Source organism: Kitasatospora cinereorecta, assembly GCF_024172095.1.
Taxonomy (GTDB): Bacteria; Actinomycetota; Actinomycetes; order Streptomycetales; family Streptomycetaceae; genus Kitasatospora; species Kitasatospora cinereorecta.
The window spans coordinates 202,472-218,025 of record NZ_JAMZDX010000003.1 but is presented as its reverse complement, the minus strand read 5'-3'; the positions used below and the strand labels follow the sequence as shown (position 1 = coordinate 218,025).

The 15,554-nt window shown below is 71.9% G+C and carries 13 protein-coding genes; 7 read left to right on the top strand and 6 right to left on the bottom strand.

Annotation, left to right across the window (positions count from 1 at the left end):
- Nucleotides 1–67 precede the first annotated feature (67 nt).
- Nucleotides 68–1,336 carry an acyltransferase family protein gene (locus FHR36_RS14580; protein WP_253797104.1) on the top strand — a complete coding sequence of 423 codons (1,269 nt, stop codon included), beginning with the start codon at nt 68–70 and terminating at the stop codon, nt 1,334–1,336.
- 283 nt (nt 1,337–1,619) lie between these two features.
- On the opposite strand, the gene tuf is transcribed toward FHR36_RS14580, so the two are convergent.
- The 5 genes from tuf to FHR36_RS14555 all read right to left on the bottom strand — a co-directional run bounded on the left by tuf (nt 1,620) and on the right by FHR36_RS14555 (nt 7,048).
- Complete coding sequence (gene tuf, locus FHR36_RS14575) at nt 1,620–2,813, bottom strand: elongation factor Tu (RefSeq protein WP_253797102.1); 1,194 nt, start codon at nt 2,811–2,813, stop codon at nt 1,620–1,622.
- A gap of 198 nt (nt 2,814–3,011) precedes the next feature.
- On the bottom strand, nt 3,012–5,117 hold the full coding sequence (gene fusA / locus FHR36_RS14570) for an elongation factor G (protein WP_253797100.1): 2,106 nt from the start codon (nt 5,115–5,117) through the stop codon (nt 3,012–3,014).
- 42 nt (nt 5,118–5,159) lie between these two features.
- Complete coding sequence (gene rpsG, locus FHR36_RS14565; RefSeq protein WP_030457432.1) at nt 5,160–5,630, bottom strand: 30S ribosomal protein S7; 471 nt, start codon at nt 5,628–5,630, stop codon at nt 5,160–5,162.
- Between the two features lie 2 nt (nt 5,631–5,632).
- Nucleotides 5,633–6,004 carry a 30S ribosomal protein S12 gene (rpsL, locus tag FHR36_RS14560; RefSeq protein WP_014144289.1) on the bottom strand — a complete coding sequence of 124 codons (372 nt, stop codon included), beginning with the start codon at nt 6,002–6,004 and terminating at the stop codon, nt 5,633–5,635.
- Between the two features lie 468 nt (nt 6,005–6,472).
- Nucleotides 6,473–7,048: a DUF1707 and DUF4190 domain-containing protein gene (locus FHR36_RS14555; RefSeq protein ID WP_253797090.1), complete on the bottom strand. Its 576-nt coding sequence runs from the start codon at nt 7,046–7,048 to the stop codon at nt 6,473–6,475.
- Between the two features lie 230 nt (nt 7,049–7,278).
- On the opposite strand from FHR36_RS14555, the gene FHR36_RS14550 reads away from it, so the two are divergent.
- The 6 genes from FHR36_RS14550 (at nt 7,279) to FHR36_RS14525 (ending at nt 14,539) form a co-directional block, all read left to right on the top strand.
- The gene (locus FHR36_RS14550; RefSeq protein ID WP_253797088.1) at nt 7,279–8,058 is read left to right on the top strand and encodes an ABC transporter ATP-binding protein; all 780 of its coding nucleotides are present in this window, start codon (nt 7,279–7,281) and stop codon (nt 8,056–8,058) included.
- Between the two features lie 116 nt (nt 8,059–8,174).
- Nucleotides 8,175–9,752 (top strand): transporter, encoded by a 1,578-nt coding sequence (locus tag FHR36_RS14545; protein WP_253797081.1) that lies wholly within the window; start codon nt 8,175–8,177, stop codon nt 9,750–9,752.
- A gap of 173 nt (nt 9,753–9,925) precedes the next feature.
- Entirely contained in the window at nt 9,926–11,191 is a 1,266-nt protein-coding gene (locus tag FHR36_RS14540) for a DUF2786 domain-containing protein (RefSeq protein WP_253797079.1), read from the top strand.
- 38 nt (nt 11,192–11,229) lie between these two features.
- A complete protein-coding gene (locus FHR36_RS14535) occupies nt 11,230–12,405 on the top strand; it encodes an ADP-ribosylglycohydrolase family protein (RefSeq protein WP_253797077.1) in 1,176 nt (391 codons plus the stop codon).
- Nucleotides 12,406–12,409: 4 nt separating this feature from the next.
- Nucleotides 12,410–13,123: a VWA domain-containing protein gene (locus tag FHR36_RS14530; RefSeq protein WP_253797075.1), complete on the top strand. Its 714-nt coding sequence runs from the start codon at nt 12,410–12,412 to the stop codon at nt 13,121–13,123.
- Nucleotides 13,124–13,381: 258 nt separating this feature from the next.
- On the top strand, nt 13,382–14,539 hold the full coding sequence (locus FHR36_RS14525) for an amidase family protein (RefSeq protein WP_253797072.1): 1,158 nt from the start codon (nt 13,382–13,384) through the stop codon (nt 14,537–14,539).
- On the opposite strand, the gene FHR36_RS14520 is transcribed toward FHR36_RS14525, so the two are convergent.
- Nucleotides 14,505–15,542: an ADP-ribosylglycohydrolase family protein gene (locus FHR36_RS14520; protein ID WP_253797070.1), complete on the bottom strand. Its 1,038-nt coding sequence runs from the start codon at nt 15,540–15,542 to the stop codon at nt 14,505–14,507. The genes FHR36_RS14525 and FHR36_RS14520 overlap by 35 nt on opposite strands.
- Nucleotides 15,543–15,554 lie beyond the last annotated feature (12 nt).

Here is a 15,554-nt window from a genome sequence, read left to right as displayed (position 1 = left end):
CACGGCGGCCCGTACACCGGAGCGAACCTCCAGTGCGTCCCCCTCGCAGGAAGCCTGAACCAACCCAATGACTCGCAGCGTGCGCGCCCTGCCGGGCTATCGCGGGACCCTGGCGGAGCTCTACTCCTCCCGGGCCAACAGCTTCGGTGTGCTCCGTCTGGTGCTGGCCTCCTCCGTGGTGGTCTCGCACATGTTCCCGATCGCCTGGGGCCACCTGGACCCGCTGTGGAAGCACAGCGGCCTGCAGACCGACATCGGCAAGATGGCCGTGGTCGGCTTCTTCGTGCTCTCCGGCTTCATGATCACGGGAAGCGGCGCGCGCACCACCATCGGCCGCTTCGCCTGGCACCGCGCCCTGCGCATCCTGCCCGGCCTGTGGGGCTCGCTGCTGGTCTCCGCCCTCCTGATCGTCCCGGCGCTGTACTACTACCTGCACGGCACCATCCACGGGTACCTGCACCACCCGGGCGGCCCGGTGTCCTACCTCGAGGGCACCTGGAACACCTCGATCAGCAACGGCTGGGACATCTCCGGCGTGATGGCCGAGGGCCGCAACCGCGGCACCAACTTCGACCCGGGCGTCAACGGCGCGCTGTGGTCGCTGAAGTACGAGATCCTCTGCTACGTCATGGTCGGCCTGTTCGCCGTCGGCGGCGTGCTGATGCGGGCCCGCAAGCTGGTGCCGCTGCTGTGCGGCGCGCTGCTCGTCCTGATCGTCAACGACTGGCTGGACGCTCCCGGCTGGCGCGGCATCCCCGGTGACATGGGCTCGGCGGTCAACGTGCCGTTCCTCGGCGCGATGTCCAACCACTTCCTGATCCACCTGGGCTTCGTCTTCCTGATCGGCGCCACCTTCAACCTCTACCGGGAGCGGCTGCCGATCCACGACGGCCTGGCGGCGGTGTCGGCCCTCGTGCTGGCGCTGACCCTGCACTTCGGCGGCGTCTTCGTGTTCGGCTACCCGGCCTTCGCGTACCTGCTGATCTGGCTGGCGCTCCGCCTCCCGCGCCCCTTCCAGAAGATCGGCCGCAAGCGGGACTACTCGTACGGCATCTACATCTACGGTTTCACCGTCGAGCAGGCGCTCGCCATGCTCGGCTACGCCAAGTACGGCAAGCCGGTGTACCTGCTCGCCGCGATGGCCGGCACCGTCGTGCTGGCGGCGCTGTCCTGGCACCTGGTCGAGTCGCCGGCGATGAAGATGAAGAACTGGACCCCGCGGATCGTCCGCCGCATCAAGGCCCGCTCCGCGGCCGCCTCGCCGGCCGCCCAGGCCGCCGCCGAGCAGCCCCAGGGCGCGGCCGAGCAGAAGCCCTCCCCCACCGTCTCCGCCTGACACCGAACGCCCCGGAGGCCCCCACCGCAGGTGCGGTGGGGGCCTCCGGCGTTCCCGGGCCCTGTTCGGGTGGGGCCCCGCCCGGCCGCACGGCAGAGGATGGGTCCCGTGCCACCGGGGCCGGCCACACGTGCGCCGGTCACACCTACCGCCTGCCACGGCCGGCACCGACGGTCCCGTGCGGCCCGGACCGGGCGCGGGAACGCGGAAGGGCCCCCAGTACCTCGCGGTACTGGGGGCCCTTCCGTTTGCCTGTGGTGCAGGCAGGCCCTAGGCCGTCACATTACTTGACGATCTTGGTGACCTGGCCGGCGCCGACGGTGCGGCCACCCTCACGGATGGCGAACTTCAGGCCCTCCTCCATGGCGACCGGCTGGATCAGCGCGACCGTCATGGCGGTGTTGTCGCCCGGCATGACCATCTCGGTGCCCTCGGGGAGGGTCACGACGCCGGTCACGTCCGTGGTACGGAAGTAGAACTGCGGGCGGTAGTTGTTGAAGAACGGGGTGTGACGGCCACCCTCGTCCTTCGACAGGATGTAGGCCTGGGCCTCGAAGTCGGTGTGCGGGGTGACCGAACCCGGCTTGATGATGACCTGGCCGCGCTCGACGTCCTCGCGCTTGATGCCACGGAGCAGCAGACCGACGTTCTCACCGGCCTGGCCCTCGTCGAGCAGCTTGCGGAACATCTCGATACCGGTGACCGTGGTGGTGGTCTTGGTGGTCTTGATGCCGATGATGTCGACGGTCTCGTTGACCTTGAGGACACCACGCTCGATGCGGCCGGTGACGACGGTGCCACGACCGGTGATCGTGAAGACGTCCTCGATCGGCATCAGGAACGGCTGGTCGACCAGGCGCTCCGGGGTCGGGATGGCCTCGTCGACGGCGTGCATCAGGCCGAGGAGCTTCTCGCCCCACTCCTTGTCGCCCTCGAGCGCGCGCAGCGCCGAGACGCGGACGACCGGCAGGTCGTCGCCCGGGAACTCGTACTCGGAGAGGAGCTCACGGACCTCGAGCTCGACGAGCTCCAGGATCTCCTCGTCGTCCACCATGTCGGCCTTGTTCAGGGCGACAACGATGTAGGGGACGCCGACCTGGCGGGCCAGGAGCACGTGCTCCTTGGTCTGCGGCATCGGGCCGTCGGTGGCGGCGACGACGAGGATCGCACCGTCCATCTGGGCCGCACCGGTGATCATGTTCTTGATGTAGTCCGCGTGACCCGGGCAGTCGACGTGGGCGTAGTGACGCGCCTCGGTCTGGTACTCGACGTGCGCGATGGAGATGGTGATACCGCGCTGCCGCTCCTCCGGCGCCTTGTCGATCTGGTCGAACGGCGTGAAGGGGTTGATGTCCGGGTACGCGTCGTGCAGCACCTTGGTGATGGCCGCGGTCAGCGTGGTCTTGCCGTGGTCGATGTGACCGATGGTGCCGATGTTGACGTGGGGCTTCGTCCGCTCGAACTTCGCCTTCGCCACTGCAGTCCTCCTGAGGACAGTTCTGTACGCCGTACGACGTCAGTTGGTCTGGATGGGTTGGGAACGGGGCGCGGGTTTGCGCCCCATAGCCGTCCCGCGGGGTGGGGGTGCCGGAGGGTCCTGGGCGATCCGGGTGGATCCACCCAGGACGACCTCCTTACAGCCTAAAGGTTCTGATTGGTCCCGATTGCCGGGACGTCACTCGCCCTTGGCCTTGGCGATGATGTCGTCCGCCACGTTCCGCGGAACCTCGGCGTACGAGTCGAACTGCATCGAGTAGCTTGCGCGACCAGAGGTCTTGCTGCGCAGGTCACCGACGTAGCCGAACATCTCGGAGAGCGGCACCAGCGCGTTGACCACGCGGGCGCCGTGACGCTCGTCCATGGACCGGATCTGGCCACGACGAGAGTTGATGTCGCCGATGACCTCGCCCATGTAGTCCTCGGGCGTGGTGACCTCGACGGCCATCATCGGCTCCAGCAGGGCCGGACCGGCCTTGCGGGCGCCTTCCTTGAACGCCATGGAACCGGCGATCTTGAACGCGAGCTCGGACGAGTCGACGTCGTGCGACGCACCGTCGAGCAGGGTCACGCGGACACCCTGGAGCGGGTAGCCGGCGAGGACACCGAACTCCATGGCCTCCTGGCAACCGGCGTCGACCGAGGGGATGTACTCCTTCGGCACGCGGCCACCGGTGACCTTGTTCACGAACTCGTAGCCGTCGCCGGACTCGATCGGCTCGATCGCGATCTGGATCTTCGCGAACTGGCCGGAACCACCGGTCTGCTTCTTGTGCGTGTAGTCGATGCGCTCGACGGCCTTGCGGATCGTCTCGCGGTACGCGACCTGCGGCTTGCCGACGTTGGCCTCGACCTTGAACTCACGGCGCATACGGTCGACGAGCACCTCGAGGTGCAGCTCGCCCATACCCGCGATGATGGTCTGGCCGGTCTCCTCGTCCGTGTTGACCTGGAAGGACGGGTCCTCCTCGGCGAGACGCTGGATGGCGACACCCAGCTTCTCCTGGTCGCCCTTGGACTTGGGCTCGATGGCGACGCGGATGACCGGGGCCGGGAAGTCCATGGACTCCAGGATGACCGGCTGCTTCTCGTCGCACAGCGTCTCACCGGTGGTGGTCTGCTTGAGACCCATCACGGCGATGATGTCGCCGGCGCCCACCGAGTCGATCTCCTCACGCTTGTTCGCGTGCATGCGGTAGATCTTGCCGATGCGCTCCTTCTTGCCCTTGACGGAGTTCAGCACCGAGGTGCCGGACTCCAGGCGGCCGGAGTACACGCGAACGAAGGTCAGCTTGCCCAGGTGCGGGTCAGACATGATCTTGAACGCGAGGGCGGCGAGGGGCTCGTCGTCAGAGGCCTGACGGACGATCTTCTCCTCGTCGTTGCCCGGCTTGGTGCCCTCGATGCCCTCGATGTCGAGGGGCGACGGCAGGTACTTCACGACCGCGTCGAGCAGGGGCTGGACGCCCTTGTTCTTGAACGCCGAGCCGCAGAAGATCGGAGTGAAGTCCGAGTTCAGCGTGCCCTTGCGGATCGCGGCGATGAGCAGGTCCTCGGGGATGTCCTCACCCTCGAGCGCCAGCTCCATGACCTCGTCGCTGACGTTCGACACGGTGTCGATCAGCTGCTCGCGGTACTCGGCGGCCTTGTCCGCGAGGTCGGCCGGGATGTCGACGGTGTCGTACATCTCGCCCTTGGGCGCGTCGGCCGACCAGACCAGGGCCTTCATCTTCACCAGGTCGACGACACCGGCGAAGTCCGCCTCGGCGCCGATCGGCAGCTGCATGACCAGCGGGGTCGCGCCGAGGCGGTCCACGATGGTCTTCACGCAGAAGTAGAAGTCCGCGCCCGTACGGTCCAGCTTGTTGATGAAGCAGATGCGCGGGACGCCGTAGCGGTCAGCCTGCCGCCACACGGTCTCGGACTGGGGCTCGACACCGGCGACACCGTCGAACACCGTCACGCCACCGTCGAGCACGCGCAGCGAACGCTCCACCTCGACGGTGAAGTCGACGTGGCCCGGGGTGTCGATGATGTTGATGGTGTGGTCGGAACCGTCGAGGGTCCAGTGGCAGGTCGTCGCGGCCGACGTGATGGTGATGCCGCGCTCCTGCTCCTGCTCCATCCAGTCCATGGTGGCAGCGCCATCGTGGACCTCACCGATCTTGTACGAGACACCGGTGTAGAACAGGATCCGCTCGGTGGTGGTGGTCTTGCCCGCGTCGATGTGGGCCATGATCCCGATGTTCCGGGTCTTGGCCAGGTCAAGGGAGGTTGCAGCCATGGTGGCTCGTTCTCTCTCTGTCTCTAAGTGACGGGGTTCGGACTACCAGCGGTAGTGCGCGAAGGCCTTGTTGGACTCGGCCATCTTGTGGGTGTCCTCGCGACGCTTCACGGAAGCGCCCAGACCGTTGCTGGCGTCGAGGATCTCGTTGAGCAGACGCTCGGTCATGGTCTTCTCGCGACGGGCGCGGGAGTAGCCGACGAGCCAGCGCAGCGCCAGGGTGTTGGCGCGGCCCGGGCGGACCTCGACCGGCACCTGGTAGGTGGCGCCACCGACACGGCGGGACTTGACCTCGAGGGTCGGCTTGACGTTCTCCAGCGCGCGCTTCAGCGCGACAACCGGGTCGGCGCCGGTCTTCTCACGGACACCCTCGAGGGCGCCGTAGACGATCCGCTCGGCGGTGGAGCGCTTGCCGTGCAGCAGGATCTTGTTGACCAGCGAGGTCACCAGCGGGGAGCCGTAAACCGGGTCGATGATGACCGGGCGCTTCGGGGCGGGGCCCTTACGAGGCATTCTTACTTCTCCTTCTTGGCGCCGTAGCGGCTGCGGGCCTGCTTGCGGTTCTTGACACCCTGGGTGTCGAGCGAGCCGCGGATGATCTTGTAGCGGACACCAGGAAGGTCCTTCACACGGCCACCGCGGACCAGCACGATGGAGTGCTCCTGCAGGTTGTGGCCCTCGCCCGGAATGTAAGCGGTGACCTCGATCCCGCTGGTGAGGCGCACACGGGCGACCTTGCGAAGCGCCGAGTTCGGCTTCTTCGGGGTGGTCGTGTACACACGCGTGCAGACGCCGCGACGCTGCGGAGAGCCCTTCAGAGCGGGCGTCTTGTTCTTCTCGACCTTGTCCTGCCGGCCCTTTCGGACCAGCTGCTGGATCGTAGGCACCGTTTCTCCGTTTTCTGTGTGCCAAGGCTGGGTGTAACTAACCTGCGGTGTTCCCATCACGCTCCGACCCACGAGGTCGGGCGTGTTGGGCCTCTTCGGGGGAAGAATCACGGAATCCCATGAGCTTGATCCGCAGCGTCGGCGCGGCGGCGGGGGCGAACCCTCTCCGCTGCGGCGGCCGGTCTGCTGGCACGCACAAGGACCCGGGCACACCCCAGGCACAAGGTCAGAGCCTACCTAGCGCATCGGCGCCGGTCAAAACAAATGGGACACGGCCCAGCGGGCGTGCCCCCGCCCTGCTCGGGGGAGGCCCGGCGACAGGCCCCGACGGCACGGTCGACCGCCGGTGATGGAACGCCGCCGATACCACGCCCGGCCACCCGGACTCAAGCTCCGGATCGGCCCACCGTGGTCCCTTCACCGCCTCCACCGTACGCCGACGCGGCCCGATCGGCCGACGGGGCGCGCTCAGGGTCCGGAGGCGCCCGCCACGATCGCCAGCAGGAACAGCGCGGCCCACGCCCCGATCGAGATCCAGCCCAGCACCAGGCCGACCACCGCCATCCGGTCGCCCTCCTCGTCCTGGCCGCGGGCGCGCAGCTGGGCCCGGGCCACGTGGCCGGTGACCACGGCCGGCAGCGCGGTCGCGCCGAACGTCGGCACGCACAGCACGCCGAGCAGCATCGAGCCGAGCGCCAGCCCGTTCATCCGGCGCCGCACCGGGACCGGACCGAAGGCCGGCGGGCCGAACGCGGGCGGCACGACCGGGACGGCCGCGCCGAACGGCGCCACCATCGGACCGGCCGGCAGGTCCGCCACCAGGTGTGCGAGCTGACCGTAGGTCTGGGCGCGGTGCGCGGCGTCGAAGCGCTGTGAGTACTCCTCGGCGGTCAGCCGGCCCTCGGCGTACGCGGCCTTCAGCACGTCCACGGTGCGCTCGCGGTCGGTGTGCGCCGCCCGCATCGCGGACTGCGGCGTGTGTGCGGGCTGCCACGGCGAGCCGTACGGCGACGGCTGCTGCCCCCACGGCGGCTGAACGGTCATCTCGGCCACCTCCCGGCCCTCCCGGGCCGTCCCGGCCCGCGGTCCCCAAGTCGCGCCCCTACAGGATGCAGGACGAACGGAGGCCGCGAGTAGTTGCCGAGGATCGGAACCGGATCGGCCGGGAACGGAAATCGGCCGTTCGGGGGATGGGAAGCCGCCCGGACCGGTCATAAGGTCGCATCGCAGGACCATGATCGGTCCGGCTCGATCCGTACGGAGGAACCACCGCCATGCAGGGGCCCACGCCGCCGCCCGCCGTCTCGATCCGCGATCTGTGGAAGCGCTTCGGCGCCCAGACCGCCGTCGCCGGACTCACCCTCGACCTGCCCGCCGGGTCGTTCATCGGTCTGGTGGGCCCGAACGGCGCCGGCAAGACCACCACCCTGTCGATGGCGACCGGTCTGTTGCGGCCCGACCACGGCACCGTCCTGATCCACGGCGCGGACGTCTGGCAGGACCCCGCCGCGGTCAAGGCCAGGATCGGCATCCTGCCCGAGGGCCTGCGGATGTTCGAGCGGCTCAGCGGCCGCGAGCTGCTCCAGTACAACGGCCGGCTGCGCGGCCTGCCCGGCGCCGAGGTCGACCGGCGGGCCGAGGAACTGCTCGCCGTCCTCGACCTGGCCGGCTCCGCCGACAAGCTGGTGGCCGACTACTCCACCGGCATGCGCAAGAAGATCGGCCTGGCCGCCGCGCTGCTGCACAACCCGGACGTGCTCTTCCTCGACGAGCCGTTCGAGGGCGTCGACCCGGTCTCCGCGCAGACCATCCGGGGCGTCCTCAGCCGCTACGCCGCCGCCGGCTCCACCGTGGTCTTCTCCAGCCACGTCATGGAGCTGGTCGAGTCGCTGTGCGACTGGGTCGCCGTGGTCAACGCCGGACAGGTCGTCGCCCAGGGCACCCTGGACGCCGTCCGCGGCGACCGCTCGCTGCACGCGTCCTTCCTCGACCTGGTCGGTGTCCGCGAGGCCGACGGCGCGGCGCTCGGCTGGCTGGGCGGTGCGGACCGGTGACCACCGCCCCCGTCCCCGCCCCGTCCCCTGCCCCCGTCCCTGCCTCTGCCTCGGCCTCTGCCGGACCTGCGGGACCTGCGGGACCTGCCGGCCACGGGTACGCCGACGACCGCACGGTGGTCCGGACCCTGGTCTCGCTCAAGCTGCGGCTGCTGCGCAACGGGCTGCGCCGCAGCCCCGAACGGCTGGTCGGCTACATCATCGGCTCGGCCTTCGGCCTGCTGGTCACCGCCGGGATCACCGCCGGACTGCTCCTGCTCGACGACCGCACCGCCGCCGCCGACGCCGCCGCCGTGCTCACCGCCGCGCTCACCGTCTGCTGGGCCGCCCTCCCGCTGTTCCTGTTCTCCGGCGACGAGAGCGCCGACCCCACCCGGCTCACCATGCTCCCGCTGCGCCCCCGCCCGATGGTCGCCGGCACCCTGCTCGGCGCCCTGATCGGCCCCGGCCCGATACTCGGCCTGCTGCTGCTCACCGGCGCCGCCGCCGGCGCGACCGGCGGACCCGCCTCGATCGCCGCCGCCGTGGTCGGCGTCCCGCTCACCCTGGTCACCCTGCTGACCCTCTCCCGGGCCGTCGCCGCCGCCAACGCCCGGCTGCTCTCCAGCCGCCGCGGCAAGGACTTCGCCATCTTCGGCGGCCTGCTGTTCGCCGTCCTCACCCAGCTCGGCAACCTCGGCATGCAGAGCGCCCTGCGCAGCCCCGGCACCGGCGTCGACCTCTCCCCGGTCCGCCCCTACGCCGCCGTCCTGCGCTGGATCCCCCCGGTCAGCTCGCTGGACGCCGTACGCACCGCCGCCGACGGCGACTGGCCGCTCGCCCTGCTGCAACTCGCCCTCACCGGCGCCCTGCTCGCCGCCCTGCTCCGCTGGTGGCTGCGCAGCCTCACCACCCTGATGGTCTCCCACGACGCCTCCACCCAGGTCGCCACCGTCGGCACTCGCTCCGGCCGCGCCTGGCGGCTGCTGCCCGACAACCGGACCGGCGCCGCCCTGCAACGCCACCTGCGGTACGCCTGGCGGGAGCCGCGCGCCAAGGCGGCGATCTTCACCAGCATCGGCATGACCGGCGTGTTCTGCGCCCTCTCGGTCGTCCAGGGCTGGTCCTCGGTCTACGTCCTGGTCATGGGCGGCCTGATGCTCGGACTGCAGAGCATCAACCTCTTCGGCATGGACGGCTCCGCCTTCTGGATGGTCGCCCAGACCCTCGCCACCCGGCAGGACGCCCGCCAGGAACTGCGCGGCCGGGCCGCCGCCGTCCTGCTGTACGCCGTACCGGTGCTCCTCGTGCTCGGCCCCGTCCTCGCCGCCGCCACCGGCCAGTGGGACGCCCTCGCACCCGCTCTCGGCATCACCCTCGGCGCGCTGGGCGCCGGCGTCGGACTCGGCGTCCTGCTGAGCGTGCTGCTGCCGTACGCGATGCCCGTCGACGCCAGCCCGATGCGCAGTGCCGCGCCCGGGCAATCCGGGGTGGTGCTGCTCAACACCTTCGGCGCGATGCTCGGCGTGGCCCTGCTCACGCTGCCGCTCGGCGGCGTCCTGCTCTGGTTCGTCCTCGCCGACCTGCCCACCTGGCCGCTGCTCCCCCTCGGCCTCGCCTACGGCGCCGGCCTCGCCGTGCTCGGCCTCCACCTCGCGGCCCGCCGTCTGCCCAGCCGCGTCCCGGAGATCCTCGCCCACGCAATCGAGCGGTAGAGCTTCTTCAGGGGCGCGGGGAACTGCGCGACCGACCATGCACTCAGGTAGAGCGGTGGCTGGTCGCGCAGTTCTCCCCCAGCCTTCGGCCGGGAGGTGCCCCCACGCGCCGCTGGTTTGAGGGCTCGTTGCTGCATCATGGGGCGGAGACCGGGCCGACAGGAGAGGGCATCGTGGCGCAGGGGAAGACCGACGGGCTGCTGGCCGAGGTGGTGCAGCGGGTGGTCGCGGCGGCTCCCGAGGCGCTGGACCACGCACTGGACGGCGGCGCGTCCGTACTCGCCGCGTCGGCCGATCAGTGGCCGGAGGTGAGCCGGGCGCTGCTGGGGTTCGCCGAGCGGTCGGTCGGCCGGTGCTGGTCGGCGGGCTGGCGGCCTGCCGATCTGGTGCGGGTGGCCCGGCGGGAGCTGGGCGCAGTGCATCTGGCGCTCGCGGTGGACCTGATCGCGGCGGAGGGGCGGCGCCACCCCGCCGCGACGCTGGACCGGCGCTGGCACGAGCAGCTGCGCGAGCTGCCCGCCGAGGTGTGGTGGTCCGGGGACGAGGCGTTCCTCGGCGCGTTCGCCGGACGTCACCGGCTGGACCGGTTCGCGCTGGCGACGGCTGCCCTGGAGCTGCTGCGCGCCTGGGCGCTGCTGCCGCCGATCACCCCGGTCGGTCCCGTTCCCGGGCAGTCGGCGCCGCGGGCGAGCGCGCCGGTGGCGGGTGAGCCGCGGATGCTGGGGCGGATCCGGGCGCTGCTGGCGAAGGCGGAGTCCACGGACTTCCCGGAGGAGGCCGAGGCGCTGACCGGCAAGGCGCAGCAGCTGATGGCCCAGCACTCGATCGACGAGGCGCTGATCGCCGCGGGGGCTCCGTCGGCGAACACCCCGGCGGCGGTGCGGATCGGGGTGGACAACCCGTACGAGGGCCCGAAGACGATGCTGCTGGACGCGGTCGCCGCGGCCAACCGGTGCCGGGTGGTGTGGGCGAAGGAGTTCGGTTTCTGCACGGTGATCGGCTTCGACGCCGATCTGGACGCGGTGGAGCTGCTGTACACGTCGCTGCTGGTGCAGGCGACGTCGGCGATGCACCGGGCAGGCAGCCGCAAGCACCGTGACGGCGCGCCGCGGACCAAGGCCTTCCGGCAGTCCTTCCTGGTCGCGTACGCTGCGCGGATCCGTGAACGGCTGGCCGCCGCCACCGAGCAGGCCACCTCGGACGCGGCCGCCGGCCGTCACCTGCGCGAGGACGGCACGGCGGAACTGGTGGCGCCGGACGAGCGGTTGCTGCCCGTTCTCAAGGCCCGCGCGGAGGCGGTGGACGACGCGGTGGGCAAGATGTTCCCGAAACTGGTGTCGCAGCGGGTGCGGGTGAGCGACGGCGAGGGATGGGCGGCCGGCCGGGCCGCCGCCGACCGGGCCGCGCTGCACGGCCGTTCCGGGGCGATCGAGCGCTGAGACCGGGTACCTACCAGGGGCCTGACGAGGGGGAGAAGATGACGGTGGCCGCGGCGGATCATCTGGACTACGCGGACCGGGTGCGCGGTTCGCTGCTCGGCGGCGCGCTCGGCGACGCGCTGGGCTGGCCGGTGGAGTTCCTGCGGCTGGACGACATCCGGTCGCGGTTCGGGCCGTACGGCCTGACCGACCTGGCCGCGGCCGGCCGGGGCGGCGAGGTCACCGACGACACCCAGATGACGCTGTTCACGGCGGAGGGCCTGCTGCGCGGCGGCACGCCCGAGTCGGTGCGACAGGCGTACCAGCGCTGGCTGCTGACCCAGCGTCTGTCCGGCCCCGAGCGCCGGCCGGACGGCTGGCTGCTCGCCCAGCCGTTCCTGTACGCCTCCCGGGCGCCGGGCAACGCCTGCCTGAGCGGGCTGACCGGGCACCCGCGGTACGAGCCGGCCATCCCGTTCGGGCTGCGCGGGCGGGTCAACCCGGAGTCCAAGGGCTGCGGCACGGTGATGCGTTCGGCGCCGTTCGGGCTGGTCGGGCTGGGGGTGCGGCGGGCGTTCGAGTTCGCCGCCGAGTGCGCCCAGCAGACCCACGGCCACCCCACCGGGTACCTGGCCGCAGGCGCGTTCGCCGCCCTGGTCGAGCGGCTGGCGACCGGGACGGAGCTGCGCCGCGCCGTCGAGGAGACCATCGCCCAGACCGCCGAGTACCGGCGCTCCGAGGAGACGGTGACGGCGCTGCGCCGCGCGGTCAAGGTCGCCGACACCGGGCACGCCACCGCCGCCGCCGTCGAGCAGGTCGGTCTCGGCTGGATCGCCGAGGAGTGCCTGGCGATGGCCGTGTACTGCGCCCTGGCCGGCGCGGACGCCCGGCAGGCCCTGGTGCTCTCCGTCAACCACTCCGGCGACTCCGACTCCACCGGCGCCGTCTGCGGCAACCTGGTCGGCGCGATGTACGGCGTCGGCGGGCTGCCGCCCGAGTGGCTGGCCGTGGTCGAGGGACGCGAGGTGATCCGGCAGGTCGCCGACGACCTGCTGATGGCGTACGCGTACGGGGAGGAGCGGATGGTCGCCGGCCGCCACCCGGCGTACCGGCCGGCCGCTTCGACCCCGGCCCCGGTCGTCCCCGCCCCGGTCGTCTCGGCACCGCCCGCGCCGGCCGCTCCCCCGGCTCCCCCGGCCGCCCCGCCGTACTCGCGCTTCCGCAGCAGGCCGTGACCCGATGGCACTGAGTCTGGAGAAGGTGTCGGCGGACGCGCCCGGCCTGGTCAGCCTGTACAAGTCGGCGCGGGTCAGTCTGGACAAGCGCGGCCTGGGCGGCGCGCGGGTCGCGGTGTACCTGGTGCTGGACCGGTCCGGCTCGATGCGGGGCATGTACCGCTCGGGCGCCGTCCAGCACTTCGCCGAGCGGGTGCTGGCCCTGTCCGCGACGCTCGACGACGACGGCCGGGTGCCCGTGGTGTTCTTCTCCACCGCGGTGGACGGCATCGCCGAGCTGTCGGTGACGGACTACCGCGACCGGATCGCCCACCTGCACGCCAAGCTCGGGCACATGGGCTGGACCAACTACCACCTGGCGATGAAGGCGGTGATCCGGCACTACCAGCAGTCCGGGTCGACCGACCCGGCGCTGGTGGTGTTCCAGACGGACGGCGGGCCGACCTCGCGCTCCGCGGCGCAGGACATGCTCTGCCTCGCCTCCGAACTGCCGATCTACTGGCAGTTCGTGGGATTCGGCGACCCGCGCCACGCGGAGTTCGCCTTCCTCCGCAGGCTCGACGAACTGCCCGTCCCGGCCCGGCGCCTGGTCGACAACGCGGGCTTCTTCCCGGCCGGACGCGACCCCCGCAACGTGCCCGACGCCGACCTCTACGACCGCCTCCTCGACGGCTTCCCCGAATGGCTCGCGAGCCTCGCTGGTAGGGGCATCCTCTAGGGGGCGCGAGGAACTGCGCGACCAGCCACACACCCGGGTAGAGCGGTGGCCGCGCGCGCAGTTCCTCGCGCCCCCGGTGGTTCACCGTTTGCCCCCAGTGCACCGCCGTGAGCCTGCCGCGTACCCCACTTCCAGGGGCGCGGAGAACTGCACGAGGAGCCACTGCTCTACGTGAGTGCATGGTCGGTCGCGCAGTTCCTCGCGCCCCTACTGGTTTCCCGCTTGCCCCGCGCGCAGCGCCGTATCACCCTGGCGACCATGGATCCTGCCGCGTACCGCGCCCTCGGCGCCCGGGAGATCGCCGGGCTGGTCGGTCGCGGCGAGGTGTCGGCGGTCGAGGTGGTGGAGGCGTCGCTGGCGGTCGTGGCGGAGCGCGACGGCCGGATCCGGGCGTTCCGTGAGGTGTGGTCGGGCGAGGCGCGGGCCGTGGCGGCGGCGGTCGACCGGGCGGTGCGGCGGGAGCGCCTGCCGCTGGCGGGGGTGCCGGTGGGGTTGAAGGCGTGGGGCGGCCGGTCGACGCCGCAGGCGCGGGCGCTGGTGGCAGCGGGCTGCGTACCGGTGGGTGCCACGTCGGTGCCGGCGCCGGGTACGGAGTGGAAGACGTGGGGGTGGACGGATCGCGGTCCGACGGTCAATCCGTGGCGGGCCGACCGGGTGCCGGGCGGGTCCTCGGCGGGGTCGGCGGCAGCGGTGGCGGTCGGGATGGTGCCGTTGGCGGCGGCCGCGGACGGGGCCGGGTCGGTGCGGATCCCGGCGGCGTGGTGCGGGGTGAGCGGTCTGAAGCCGACGACGGGTGCGGTGCCGGCGACCGATCCGACGGGGCTGGCGGTGCCCGGTCCGATCGCGCGGCGCGCGGAGGACCTGCGGGCGTGGCTGGAGGCGGTCGCCGGCCGCCCGTACCCGCGGACGGACCACGCCGGCGTGACCGCTGCCTGGTCGGCCGACGCGGGGTGCGCCGACACGGATCCGGAGGTCGCCGAGGTGGCGTCCGCCGCGGCCGGGCGGCTGGCGGCGGTGTGCGGGGTGGTGCTGGACGCGGCGCCGCCGGTGCTCACCGATGCGACCGGGGCGTGGCAGCGGGTGCGGTCCGGCGGTCCGGCGGCGGACGGGGTCAACCGGGACCGGCTGGCCGCGTTCTTCGGCGGCGCACAGCTGCTGCTGACCCCGACCACGCCGAACCGCCCGCACGGTCACGACGGTCCGGACGGGCGGTTCTCCACCGCGCTGACCTGCCCGTTCAACCTGTCGGGGCATCCGGCGCTGTCGGTGCCGGCCGGGTTCACGGCGGACGGCTGCCCGGTCGGCCTGCAGCTGGTGGCCGCGCCCGGCGCGGACGGCCTGCTCCTCGATCTGGCCGAACTCTTCGAGCGGACGCAGCCGTTCAGCCCGCCGGAGTGGCCGAGCGCTCCGGCGTGAGCGGACGGTCCCAGAGCCGGCCGAAGGCGAGCAGTTCGTCGCGGTGCTCGATGCGCTCCACCCAGTCGGCCGGCCAGGCGACCTCGCCGTGCCGGGCGCCGGCGAAGGCGCCGGTGAGGCAGGCGATCGAGTCGGAGTCACCGGAGGAGTACGCGGCGCGCCGCACCGCCGCCACCGGGTCGTCGGGCAGCAGCAGGAAGCAGAGCAGCGCGGTGGCGAAGGCGTCCTCGGCGATCCACCCGGCGCCGGTGATCTCGCACGGGTCGCGGTCCGGGGTGGGCCGGGCGAGGGCGGCGTCGAGCCGGTCGAGGACGGCCAGGCACTCGTCCCAGCCGCGGGCGATGAACTCCTCGGGCGAGTGGTCGTGGGCGCGGGCGGCCAGGTCGCCGAGCCAGAAGGCGTCGTAGCGGGTGCGGTTGGCGTGCGCGTGGGCGCGCAGCAGGGCGGGCAGCTCGCGCGGCTCGACGCCGGCGGCGAGCCACCGCACGGTGAACGCGGTCAGCTCGCTCGCCGCCAGCGCGGTCGGGTGGCCGTGGGTGAGTGCGGACTGCAGTTGGGCGGCGCCGGAGAGCCGGCGGTCGGTCAGCTCGTCGACCAGGCCGAGCGGGGCGACCCGCATGTTGGCGCCGCAGCCCTTGGAGCCGATGTCGCTGGCGTCCTGCCAGAGGCGGTCCGGCATGCTGAGGCGCCAGCAGGCCCGCATGCAGGTCATGCCGGGGGCGCGGTTGTTCTCCGGGGAGCGCCACCACTCCACGAACTCCTCGCGCAGCGGCAGCTGGAGGCGCAGCGGGACGAGCGGCCCGTCGTCCATGGCGTCCCTGAGGGCGCGGGCGAGGGCGAGGGTCATCTGGGTGTCGTCGGTGACCAGGGCATTCTTCGGCAGCGGGAGCAGGCGCCAGTCGGGGGTGCCGCGGAGGAGTTCGTCGTAGGTGGCGAACTCGACCGGCTTGCCGAGCGCGTCGCCGATCGCCAGCCCGAGCATGGCCCCTGTCGCGTGCCCCATCGCCGTACCCCT

Excerpts from the sequence above, each read along its gene's own strand:
- FHR36_RS14580 (WP_253797104.1), top strand. The coding sequence starts at position 68 with ATGACTCGCAGCGTGCGCGCCCTGCCGGGCTATCGCGGGACCCTGGCG.
- fusA (WP_253797100.1), bottom strand. The coding sequence starts at position 5,117 with ATGGCTGCAACCTCCCTTGACCTGGCCAAGACCCGGAACATCGGGATC.
- rpsG (WP_030457432.1), bottom strand. The coding sequence starts at position 5,630 with ATGCCTCGTAAGGGCCCCGCCCCGAAGCGCCCGGTCATCATCGACCCG.
- FHR36_RS14555 (WP_253797090.1), bottom strand. The coding sequence starts at position 7,048 with ATGACCGTTCAGCCGCCGTGGGGGCAGCAGCCGTCGCCGTACGGCTCG.
- FHR36_RS14550 (WP_253797088.1), top strand. The coding sequence starts at position 7,279 with ATGCAGGGGCCCACGCCGCCGCCCGCCGTCTCGATCCGCGATCTGTGG.
- FHR36_RS14535 (WP_253797077.1), top strand. The coding sequence starts at position 11,230 with ATGACGGTGGCCGCGGCGGATCATCTGGACTACGCGGACCGGGTGCGC.
- FHR36_RS14530 (WP_253797075.1), top strand. The coding sequence starts at position 12,410 with ATGGCACTGAGTCTGGAGAAGGTGTCGGCGGACGCGCCCGGCCTGGTC.
- FHR36_RS14525 (WP_253797072.1), top strand. The coding sequence starts at position 13,382 with ATGGATCCTGCCGCGTACCGCGCCCTCGGCGCCCGGGAGATCGCCGGG.
- FHR36_RS14520 (WP_253797070.1), bottom strand. The coding sequence starts at position 15,542 with ATGGGGCACGCGACAGGGGCCATGCTCGGGCTGGCGATCGGCGACGCG.